10 protein-coding genes and 1 tRNA gene are annotated in these 10,385 nt (G+C 70.5%); all 11 read right to left on the bottom strand.

Annotation, left to right across the window (positions count from 1 at the left end):
* Window positions 1–36 precede the first annotated feature (36 nt).
* Window positions 37–3,468 carry a DNA-directed RNA polymerase subunit beta gene (gene rpoB / locus GA0070606_RS19610; protein ID WP_091102539.1) on the bottom strand — a complete coding sequence of 1,144 codons (3,432 nt, stop codon included), beginning with the start codon at window positions 3,466–3,468 and terminating at the stop codon, window positions 37–39.
* 571 nt (window positions 3,469–4,039) lie between these two features.
* Window positions 4,040–4,429: a 50S ribosomal protein L7/L12 gene (gene rplL, locus GA0070606_RS19605; protein ID WP_091102535.1), complete on the bottom strand. Its 390-nt coding sequence runs from the start codon at window positions 4,427–4,429 to the stop codon at window positions 4,040–4,042.
* A gap of 54 nt (window positions 4,430–4,483) precedes the next feature.
* A complete protein-coding gene (rplJ, locus tag GA0070606_RS19600; protein WP_091102532.1) occupies window positions 4,484–5,029 on the bottom strand; it encodes a 50S ribosomal protein L10 in 546 nt (181 codons plus the stop codon).
* A gap of 394 nt (window positions 5,030–5,423) precedes the next feature.
* Complete coding sequence (locus tag GA0070606_RS19595; RefSeq protein WP_091102528.1) at window positions 5,424–6,113, bottom strand: hypothetical protein; 690 nt, start codon at window positions 6,111–6,113, stop codon at window positions 5,424–5,426.
* Complete coding sequence (locus tag GA0070606_RS19590; RefSeq protein WP_091102524.1) at window positions 6,110–6,937, bottom strand: ATP-binding cassette domain-containing protein; 828 nt, start codon at window positions 6,935–6,937, stop codon at window positions 6,110–6,112. Before GA0070606_RS19590 ends, GA0070606_RS19595 begins: the two co-directional genes overlap by 4 nt.
* Before the next feature lie 82 nt (window positions 6,938–7,019).
* Window positions 7,020–7,736, bottom strand: a complete 717-nt coding sequence (gene rplA, locus GA0070606_RS19585; protein WP_091102521.1) for a 50S ribosomal protein L1 — start codon at window positions 7,734–7,736, stop codon at window positions 7,020–7,022.
* Window positions 7,737–7,815: 79 nt separating this feature from the next.
* A complete protein-coding gene (rplK, locus tag GA0070606_RS19580; protein ID WP_013735966.1) occupies window positions 7,816–8,247 on the bottom strand; it encodes a 50S ribosomal protein L11 in 432 nt (143 codons plus the stop codon).
* 180 nt (window positions 8,248–8,427) lie between these two features.
* Window positions 8,428–9,150 (bottom strand): transcription termination/antitermination protein NusG, encoded by a 723-nt coding sequence (gene nusG / locus GA0070606_RS19575; RefSeq protein WP_091102517.1) that lies wholly within the window; start codon window positions 9,148–9,150, stop codon window positions 8,428–8,430.
* A gap of 38 nt (window positions 9,151–9,188) precedes the next feature.
* Complete coding sequence (gene secE / locus GA0070606_RS19570) at window positions 9,189–9,581, bottom strand: preprotein translocase subunit SecE (protein ID WP_091102514.1); 393 nt, start codon at window positions 9,579–9,581, stop codon at window positions 9,189–9,191.
* 211 nt (window positions 9,582–9,792) lie between these two features.
* Window positions 9,793–9,865 (bottom strand) — tRNA-Trp (locus tag GA0070606_RS19565).
* A gap of 126 nt (window positions 9,866–9,991) precedes the next feature.
* Window positions 9,992–10,384, bottom strand: coding sequence for a MaoC family dehydratase (locus GA0070606_RS19560; protein WP_091102510.1), 393 nt, complete (start codon window positions 10,382–10,384; stop codon window positions 9,992–9,994).
* Window position 10,385 lies beyond the last annotated feature (1 nt).

Raw genomic sequence — 10,385 nt, 5'->3', positions numbered from 1 at the left:
CGCCTGGAGCCGGTCACCCCGCCCCGAACCACCACCTCACACCTCTTCGACCGAGCTCGGCTCGCGCCGGGACAGGTCGATGCCCAGCTCCTCCGCGGCCCGGAACACCTCGTCGTCGGTCTCGCGCATCTCGAGGGCCACACCGTCGCTGGAGAGCACCTCGACGTTGAGGCACAGCGACTGCAGCTCCTTGAGCAGCACCTTGAACGACTCGGGGATGCCCGGCTCGGGGATGTTCTCGCCCTTGACGATCGCCTCGTAGACCTTGACCCGGCCGAGGACGTCGTCGGACTTGATCGTCAGCAGCTCCTGCAGGGCGTACGCGGCGCCGTACGCCTGCATCGCCCAGCACTCCATCTCACCGAAGCGCTGGCCACCGAACTGCGCCTTACCACCCAGCGGCTGCTGCGTGATCATCGAGTACGGGCCGGTCGACCGTGCGTGGATCTTGTCGTCGACCAGGTGGTTGAGCTTCAGGATGTAGATGTAGCCGACCGCGATCGGGTCCGGCAGCGGCTCGCCGGAGCGGCCGTCGAACAGCTGCGCCTTGCCGCTGGAGCCGATCAGCTGCTTGCCGTCACGGTTGGGCAGGGTCGACGCCAGCAGACCGGAGATCTCCTCCTCGCGGGCGCCGTCGAAGACCGGCGTGGCCACGTTGGTGTCCGGCTCGGACTCGTGCGCCTCGATCGAGCGGAGCTGGCGCTTCCACTCGGCGTCGTCGCCGTCGACCTTCCAGCCGGTCTTGGCCACCCAGCCGAGGTGCGTCTCCAGCACCTGGCCGATGTTCATCCGGCTCGGCACACCCAGCGGGTTGAGCACGATGTCGACCGGGGTGCCGTCCTCGAGGAACGGCATGTCCTCGACCGGAAGGATCTTGGAGATGACGCCCTTGTTGCCGTGCCGGCCGGCGAGCTTGTCACCGTCCTGGATCTTCCGCTTCTGGGCGACGTAGACCCGGACCAGCTCGTTGACGCCCGGCGGCAGCTCGTCGCCGTCCTCGCGGGAGAAGGTACGCACACCGATGACCGTGCCGGTCTCTCCGTGCGGCACCTTCAGCGAGGTGTCGCGGACCTCGCGCGCCTTCTCACCGAAGATCGCGCGGAGCAGCCGCTCCTCCGGGGTCAGCTCGGTCTCGCCCTTGGGCGTGACCTTGCCGACCAGGATGTCGCCGGGGACGACCTCGGCGCCGATCCGGATGATGCCGCGCTCGTCGAGGTCGGCGAGCATCTCCTCGCTGACGTTCGGGATGTCGCGGGTGATCTCCTCCGGGCCCAGCTTGGTGTCCCGGGCGTCGACCTCGTGCTCCTCGATGTGGATCGAGGTGAGCACGTCCTGCTGCACGAGGCGCTGCGACAGGATGATCGCGTCCTCGTAGTTGTGGCCCTCCCAGCACATGAACGCCACGAGCAGGTTGCGCCCGAGCGCCATCTCGCCCTCGTCGGTGCAGGGACCGTCGGCGATGACCTGGCCGGCCTCGACGCGGTCGCCCTCGAAGACGACCGGCTTCTGGTTGACGCAGGAGCCGGCGTTGGAGCGGCGGAACTTGTGCAGCAGGTACGTGCGGCGGTGGCCGTCGTCCTGGTGGATGGTGATGTAGTCGGCGCAGAGGTCCTCGATGACGCCGCCGACCTCGGCGACGACCACGTCACCGGCGTCGACCGCGGCACGGTATTCCATGCCCGTGCCGACCAGCGGGGACTCGGCCTTGACCAGCGGCACCGCCTGGCGCTGCATGTTCGCGCCCATCAGCGCCCGGTTGGCGTCGTCGTGCTCGAGGAACGGGATCATCGCGGTCGCGACCGAGGTCATCTGCCGCGGCGACACGTCCATGTAGTCCACGGACGCCGGCGGGACGTCCTCGGTCTCGCCGCCCTTACGGCGGACCAGGACCCGGTCCTCGGCGAACGTGCCGTCGGCCCGCAGCGGCGCGTTGGCCTGCGCCTTGACGAACCGGTCCTCCTCGTCCGCGGTCAGGTAGTCGATCTGGTCGGTGACCCGACCGTCGACGACCTTCCGGTACGGCGTCTCGATGAAGCCGAACGGGTTGACCCGGGCGAAGGTGGACAGCGCGCCGATCAGACCGATGTTCGGGCCTTCCGGCGTCTCGATCGGGCACATCCGGCCGTAGTGGGACGGGTGCACGTCGCGGACCTCGAAGCCGGCCCGCTCCCGGGACAGACCACCCGGGCCGAGCGCGCTCAGCCGGCGCCGGTGGGTCAGGCCCGCCAGCGGGTTGGTCTGGTCCATGAACTGGGACAGCTGCGAGGTGCCGAAGAACTCCTTGATCGCCGCCACCACGGGGCGGATGTTGATCAGGGTCTGCGGCGTGATCGCCTCGACGTCCTGGGTGGTCATCCGCTCGCGGACGACGCGCTCCATCCGGGACAGACCGACCCGGACCTGGTTCTGGATCAGCTCGCCCACCGTACGCAGGCGCCGGTTGCCGAAGTGGTCGATGTCGTCGGCCTCGTAGCCCTCCTCACCGGCGTGCAGCCGGCAGAGGTATTCCACGGTGGCGACGATGTCGTCCTCGGTCAGCGTGCCGGTGGTGATCGGCACGTCCAGCTCGAGCTTCTTGTTGAACTTGTAGCGCCCGACCTTGGCGACGTCGTACCGCTTCGGGTTGAAGAAGAGGTTGTCGAGCAGGGTCTGGGCGTTCTCGCGGGTCGGCGGCTCGCCAGGGCGGAGCTTCCGGTAGATGTCGAGTAGCGCCTCGTCCTGGCCGGCGATGTGGTCCTTCTCGAGCGTGGTCATCATCAGCTCGGACCAGCCGAACCGCTCGCGGATCCGCTCGGCGGACCAGCCGATGGCCTTGAGCAGCACCGTGACGGCCTGCCGGCGCTTGCGGTCGATGCGAACGCCGACCGTCTCGCGCTTGTCGATGTCGAACTCCAGCCAGGCACCCCGGCTCGGGATGACCTTGACGCTGGAGAGGTCGCGGTCGGAGGTCTTGTCCGGCTGCTTGTCGAAGTAGACGCCCGGGGACCGGACGAGCTGGCTGACCACGACGCGCTCGGTGCCGTTGATGATGAAGGTGCCCTTCGGCGTCATCATCGGGAAGTCACCCATGAACACCGTCTGGCTCTTGATCTCGCCGGTGGTGTTGTTGGTGAACTCCGCGGTCACGAACAGCGGCGCGCAGTAGGTCAGGTCCTTCTCCTTGCACTCCTCGATCGAGGCCTTGACCTCGTCGAAGCGCGGAGCCGAGAAGGAGAGCGACATGGTGCCGGAGAAGTCCTCAATGGGACTGATCTCGTCGAGGATCTCCGCGAGACCCGAGCGTGCGTGCGGGTCGTCCGCCGACCGGCCCTGCCAAGCCTCGTTGCCGACGAGCCAGTCGAAGGACTCGTTCTGGATGGCGAGGAGGTTGGGGACCTCGAGGTGTTCGGTGATCCTGCCGAATGAAACTCGGCGGGGAGCGAATGCGCTCGACGTACGACTGGTCTTCGCAGGGCGGGAAGCTGCCAAGATGCGTCCTTCCGAGGACCGGTGCTGCAGAACGGCTGGTACGCGTGCACTCCAATGACCCCACCGGAATTATCCATAAACGGACATTTCCGAGCAGGGGTCAAGTCGGAAGGCAGCGCAAACTAGCAGTGTAGCCGAGAGGCTAACCGCTGTCCAGCCCACCCCGCAGGTCGTCGCGGAACGTGCCTCGGGACCCCTGGAACCGGGTCTCACCGGGCCGCTCGGAACGCGACGTTCCTGCCGGGCCGCTCGGGTGCCGCGGCCGATGGTGCTGCCGCTGCCATTACCCAAGTGGTGGCCGTTGCAAGCGCGGAAGGTCTTGCTGGTGTCAGCGTGCCTGTCAGCCCGGTGCCGCGTCAAGGGCCGGCATCCGGGTCGCCCCGTCTTTCCCACCCAAGGGCTACCGGCACGCGCCGCGCGGGCACCGCCGCCGGGCACGGACGCCCTGCTCACCGCGTTGACGCCGGGACCACCAAGACGGCGGGCGGCGATCCACTGTCGGATCACCGCCCGCCGTGACGCGGTGTGCCCCGGCTCACGTGAGCCGGACACGCGCCTGGTCGACCTCAGGTCACTTGAGGGTGACCTTGGCGCCCTCGCCCTCGAGCTTGGTCTTGGCCTTGTCGGCGGTCTCCTTGTTGGCCTTCTCCAGGACGGCCTTCGGAGCGGACTCGACCAGGTCCTTGGCCTCCTTGAGGCCCAGGCCGGTCAGCTCGCGCACGACCTTGATGACCTGGATCTTCTTGCCACCGTCAGCCTCGAGGATGACGTCGAACTCGTCCTTCTCCTCCTCGGCCGGGGCGGCGGCACCGCCGGCGGCCGGGGCACCCGCGGCCACGGCGACCGGGGCGGCGGCGGTGACCTCGAAGGTCTCCTCGAACTGCTTCACGAACTCGGAGAGCTCGATCAGCGTCATCTCCTTGAACGCGTCGAGCAGCTCGTCGGTGCTGAGCTTCGCCATGTCTGGCGTCCTTTCCTGAATCTGTTAGGTAAGAACTGGGTGCGCCGTGGGGCCTCAGGCCGCCTCGGCGCCCTCCTTCTCGCGCTTGTCCGCCAGGGCGGCCGCCGCACGGGCGGCCTTGGAGAGCGGAGCCTGGAACAGGGCCGCGGCCTTGCTCAGGTTGCCCTTCATCGCGCCGGCCAGCTTGGCCAGCAGCACCTCACGGGACTCCAGGTCGGCGAGCTTCGTGACCTCGGCCGCGGAAATGGCCTTGCCCTCGAAGACACCGCCCTTGATGACGAGCTTCGGGTTGGCCTTCGCGAAGTCGCGAAGCCCCTTCGCCGCCTCGACGACGTCGCCCGAAACGAAAGTCAGCGCGGTAGGACCGGTGAACATCTCGTCGAGACCGGAGATGCCAGCGTCCGACGCGGCACGCTTCGCGAGCGTGTTCTTCGCGACCGTGTAGCTGGTCTCCTTGCCGAGCGAGCGTCGCAGCTGGGTGAGCTGGGAAACCGTCAGACCGCGGTACTCGGTCAGCACCGTGGCGCCCGCGTTGCGGAAGCTCTCGGTCAGCTCAGCGACGGCCGTGGCCTTGTCGGCCCGGATCGGCTTGTCCGCCATGTCCCTCCTCTCTCGTTGCTCGAGGCTGGTCACCGTCGTCGGCCGGAGCTTTCGACGGGAGCGGAGGCATCACGAGAACGAGAAAGCCCCGGCGCAGGGCGCACGGGGCGAGGGCCGGGACACGAGGCACAGTCGGCGGACCGTGCTCAGCACCGAATTTCGCTTACCGCCCTGCGCGGGTCGCCCGTCGTCGCGGGACCTTCGACCGTGCCGGGGCACGGTGACCAGCGGTCTCTGGGTGGAACTTCGCGGCCAAGGTTACGCGAGGAGTGCCGCGAGCGCCAAATCGCCCCTGGTGTCCCGGGTCACGCCCCCCGGGACCAGTGGGCGGGCCGGGGGCGCCACCCACCCGAAATTGGTGGCGACCCCACGTCGGGCGGCGCGGCCGTGGCGGTCAGGGGCGGTGGCGACGCCGCCACAGGTAGGCCACGCCGGCGACCGCGCTCCAGGCGACCGCCCAGGCGGTCAGCAGCGCCACCGTCGACGCGCCCAGGTCGCCGGCGGCGGCCCGCGCGGTGGCCATCACCGGCGGCGCCAGCCACGGCCCCACCGAGCCGCTCAGGCCGAGCACGACCGCGCCGACGCCGCCGAGCGCGAGCACCGCGACGCCGTGGGCCGCACCGCCCGCCGACGCGCGGCTGGCCAGCGCCCCGAGCGCCACCGCCGCCGGTACGGCCAGCAGGTGCGCCCACAGCCCGACGGCGATGCCGAGGGGCACCGGGCGGTCGCCCGGCGCCACGGGACCGGTGACCCCGCCGACCAGCCACGGGAAGGCCAGCGCGACGGCCACCGTGCCCAGCCCCGCCACGCCGGCGGCGAGCAGCCCGGCGAGCCGCTCCCGGCGCGCGCCGACCAGGGCCTGGGCCAGCCGGCGCTGCACGTCGGGCTCGACGTCCAGCAGCACCTTGGTCTGCCAGGCCAGCACGGGGAAGAGCACCACCGCCGAGACGCCGTACGCCTCCCCCGCCTGCGCCCGGCCGCCGCCGTAGAGGACGCCGAGGGCCACCAGCCCGGTGAGCAGCGGCGCCAGCGCCCTTCCCGTACGCAGGAAGCCGGCCAGCCGCAGCCGGAGCAGCGCGGTCACCGCGCTCCCCCGCCGGCCGGCCCGATCGGCTCCGCCGCGCCGATCTCCACGGTCGCCGCCGACGTCCCCTCGGCGAGGTCGGGCGGTGCGGACGCGTCGGGGCGTACGCGAAGGATGTGATGGCCCTCGGCGCGCAGGCGGGCGACGGCGCCGGCGACCCGGGCGGCCGGCACCGCCACCTCGACCACGGCGACCGCCTCGTCGGCCGGCGGCGCGCCCTCGGTGACGACGCCGTCGGCCACCGTCCAGCGCCGGGCCCCGGGCAGCCGGGCGATCTCGCCGCGATGGTCGCTGACCAGCACCGACCCACCGGCGGCCGACACCTCGTCGATCACCGCGGGCACCAGTTCCCGGGTGGCGGCGTCCAGGCCCTCCCACGGCTCGTCGAGCACCAGCAGGCCGGGCGGGCGCAGCATCGCCTGGGCCAGGCCGACCTTCTGGGCGGTGCCCTTGGACAGCTCCGGCAGCCGCACCCGGCGGAAGCCGGCCAGGCCCAGCCGGTCGGTCCAGTGGTCGACGGCCCGGGCCGTCGCGAGCGGGTCGAGGCCGGCGACGCGCCCCATGGCGGCCAGGTAGCGCTCGACGGTGAAGGGCTGGTCGGCGGGGAAGCGCTCCGGGACCCACCCGACGTGCCGGGGCCGGTCGGTCACCCGCCCCCGGCTCGGCCGCAGCACCCCGGCCGCCACCTGGAGCAGGGTCGACTTGCCGACGCCGTTGCGGCCGAGCACGACAACGACCTCGCCGGGGCCGACGCGCACATCGGTTGCCCGCAGCACCCAGGGCCCACGCCGCCGGTACCGCAGCCAAACGTCTTCCAGCCGCACCGGTCGAGCATGCCACAGCGGACGCGGAACGGGGCGCCGCCACGGTGTGGCGACGCCCCGTCACGGGTGCGGGTGGGTGTGCTCAGCCCTCGGCCGAGGCCTCCTGCAGGTTCTTCACCAGGTTCGGGTCGACCGGGACGCCCGGGCCCATGGTGGTGGTGATGGTGACCTTCTTGAGGTACTTGCCCTTCGCGGCGGACGGCTTGGCCCGCAGGACCTCGTCGAGGACCGCCGCGTAGTTGTCGATCAGCTGGCCCTCGGAGAAGGACGCCTTGCCGATGATCAGGTGCAGGTTGGAGTGCTTGTCCACCCGGAAGGTGATCTTACCGCCCTTGATGTCCGAGACGGCCTTGGTGACGTCCATGGTCACCGTGCCGGTCTTCGGGTTCGGCATGAGACCGCGCGGGCCCAGGATCCGCGCGATCCGGCCGATCTTGGCCATCTGGTCCGGCGTGGCGATCGCCGCGTCGAAGTCGAGCCAACCGCCCTGGATCCGGGCGACCAGCTCATCGGTGCCCACCTCGTCCGCACCGGCGGCGGCGGCCTCCTCGGCCTTCGCGCCGGCGGCGAAGACGATCACGCGGGCGGTCTTACCGGTGCCGTGCGGCAGGTTGACGGTGCCGCGGACCATCTGGTCCGCCTTGCGGGGGTCGACGCCGAGGCGCATGGCGACCTCGACCGTGGCGTCGAACTTGGCGGTGGTGGTGTCCTTGGCCAGCTTCACGGCCTCGGCGGGGGTGTAGAGCTTCGACCGGTCGATGACCTCGGCGGCCTTGCGGTAGCTCTTGCTGCGCTGCATGTCCTGTGACTCCTGTGGTCTATGGCGGGCCGCGACTTCCGCGGGCCCTCCCACGAACTGGATCTGACGGTGACCGAGGTCAGTCGGTGACGTTGAGGCCCATCGACCGGGCGGTGCCGGCGATGATCTTCTCGGCCTGGTCGAGGTCGTTGGCGTTGAGGTCGGCCATCTTCTTCTCGGCGATCTCGCGAACCTGGGCGCGGGAGACCGAGCCGACCTTCTCCTTGTGCGGGACGCCCGAGCCCTTCTGCACGCCGGCGGCCTTGATCAGCAGCCGGGCGGCGGGCGGGGTCTTCAGCACGAACGTGAAGCTGCGGTCCTCGTAGACGCTGATCTCGGCGGGGACGATGTCGCCCCGCTGGGACTCGGTCTGCGCGTTGTAGGACTTGCAGAACTCCATGATGTTCACGCCGTGCTGGCCGAGCGCGGGGCCGACCGGCGGCGCCGGGGTGGCCTGGCCCGCCGGCAGCTGAAGCGTGAACGTCTTGACGAGCTTCTTCTTCGGAGGCATGTCTCTTCCTGGGGCTTGGAACTGGGAAAGGTGCCGGCCACGGGCGCGCACGGTCAGCGCGATTCGACAGCGGCGACGTTCTAGGGTAGCGCAGCGTCCCGGCGCCCCTCCCGCCGAGGTCGAGCGGGCCGGAACGAGTGCGCCGGCGGCGGGACGCTGCCCACCGCCGGCGACCGTACGTCAGATCTTGGTGACCTGGTTGAAGTTGAGCTCCACGGGCGTCTCGCGGCCGAAGATCGACACGAGCACCTTGAGCTTCTGCTGGTCGGCGTTGATCTCGCTGATCGTCGCCGGCAGCGAGGCGAAGGCGCCGTCGGTGACCGTGACCGAGTCGCCGACCTCGAAGTCGAGGACCTTGATCTCGGGCTTGGCCTTCTTCTGCTCGGTCTCGACGGCCGGCGCCAGCCACTTCAGCACCTCGTCGAGGGAGAGCGGAGCCGGCCGGTCGGCCCGGTCGGTCGCGCCGACGAAGCCCGTCACGCCCGGCGTGTTGCGCACGCAGGAGTAGGACTCCGCGGTCAGCTCCATCCGCACCAGGATGTAGCCCGGGAAGACCTTGGCCTGGACCTGCGACCGCTTCCCGTTCTTGACCTCGACCTCTTCCCGGGTCGGGACCTCGACCTGGTAGATGTAGTCCTCCATGTCGAGGCTCGTGATCCGGGTCTCGAGGTTGGTCTTGACCTTGTTCTCGTAGCCGGCGTACGAGTGCACCACGTACCAGTCGCCCGGCGCGTAGCGCAGCTTCTGCCGCAGCTCGGCGACCGGGTCGAAGTCCTCGTCCGGGGCGGGCTCGGTGGTGGGGAACTCCGGCTCGCTGGCGGCCTCGACCGACTCGTCACCAGCCGCCGTCGCCACCGTGGACTGCTCGTCCGTGGTCTCGGCGGTCTCGTCGTACTCAGGCACGCTCGCTCACTTCCGTCACTATCGGCTCAGTCGGCCGCTCAGCTGGGGTTGCCGAAGACCCACAGCACGCCCTTCGCGAAGGCGAAGTCCAGGCCGGCCACGATCGTCAGCATCACCGTGACGAAGGCGACCACCACGGCCGTGTAGGTCAGCAGCTCCTTGCGGGTCGGCCAGATGACCTTACGCAGCTCGGCCACGACCTCGCGGATGAATCGGGCGATGCGGCCGAACAGACCCACGCGATCGGTGTCCGTCTTGGTCTTCGGCCGGCTGTCGGCCGACTCGGCCTTCGCCCGCGACCGCGTCGCGGTGCCGCCGCGGGAAACCGGCTCCTCGGCGTCGGTGGCGTCGTCGTCGGCCACGTCGTCGACGATGTCGTCGTGCAGACGGTCGTCGCCGGCGTCCTCGCCGCGCCGCTTCTTGTCGGCCACTTCGCCCTCCGTCGCGGGATGTCGGGTCGCACGCCGGGGGCGTGCGCAGCGCTTGGTCACGCCGGCCGGACCAACCGTCCCGCGACGGGCCGCGGCCGGCGGATCGGCCGGACGGCCCGAGTGCCTCGGAACCACCCCGCCGATGCCACCACCACGGGCCGGACGCCGCCCTACGGCGGCGCGACCCACGGGAACGGTCAGGCCTGAGGCGCAGGGGTGACAGGACTTGAACCTGCAGCCTGCGGTTTTGGAGACCGCTGCTCTGCCAATTGAGCTACACCCCTGTGCGGCAACGCTCGCCCCGCCCGGTCACACGACCGCGCAGGGGTCACTTGCCCCACGGCGGACCAGTGTACGGGTAGTCGCGCGACTTTCCCAACCGGTCTGCCCATCGCGCGTCGCGGGCCTGGTCAGCCCGCTGTCCGGACGGTCGCCCGGGCCTGCGAGAGCACCTTCTCGCCGTGGCACGTCGCGGTCACGTCGAGCCTGGTCAGGCCCTCCTCGGTGACCTCACGGACCACCGCCGTGACCTCGATCTCGGTGCCCTCGTCGTCGTCCGGGACGACCACCGGCCGGGTGAAGCGGACGTTGTAGTCGACGACCGCGTCGGGCCGGCCGGCCCACTCGGTCAGCGCGCGACCGACCAGCGCCATGGTGAACATGCCGTGGGCGATCACGCCGGGCAGCCCCACCTTGGTGGCGAGCCGGTCGCTCCAGTGGATCGGGTTGAAGTCCCCCGAGGCGCCGGCGTAGCGGACCAGGTCCGCGCGCGTCACCCGGAACGTCTTGGCTGGCAGCTCCATC

It is taken from the genome of Micromonospora citrea (genome assembly GCF_900090315.1).
GTDB classification, from domain to species: domain Bacteria; phylum Actinomycetota; class Actinomycetes; order Mycobacteriales; family Micromonosporaceae; genus Micromonospora; species Micromonospora citrea.
This window is presented reverse-complemented; position numbering and strand designations above follow the sequence as displayed.

Coding starts and splice junctions, on each gene's coding strand:
- rplL (WP_091102535.1), bottom strand. CDS start 4,429: ATGGCGAAGCTCAGCACCGACGAGCTGCTCGACGCGTTCAAGGAGATG.
- rplJ (WP_091102532.1), bottom strand. CDS start 5,029: ATGGCGGACAAGCCGATCCGGGCCGACAAGGCCACGGCCGTCGCTGAG.
- rplA (WP_091102521.1), bottom strand. CDS start 7,736: ATGCAGCGCAGCAAGAGCTACCGCAAGGCCGCCGAGGTCATCGACCGG.
- rplK (WP_013735966.1), bottom strand. CDS start 8,247: ATGCCTCCGAAGAAGAAGCTCGTCAAGACGTTCACGCTTCAGCTGCCG.
- GA0070606_RS19560 (WP_091102510.1), bottom strand. CDS start 10,384: ATGGAGCTGCCAGCCAAGACGTTCCGGGTGACGCGCGCGGACCTGGTC.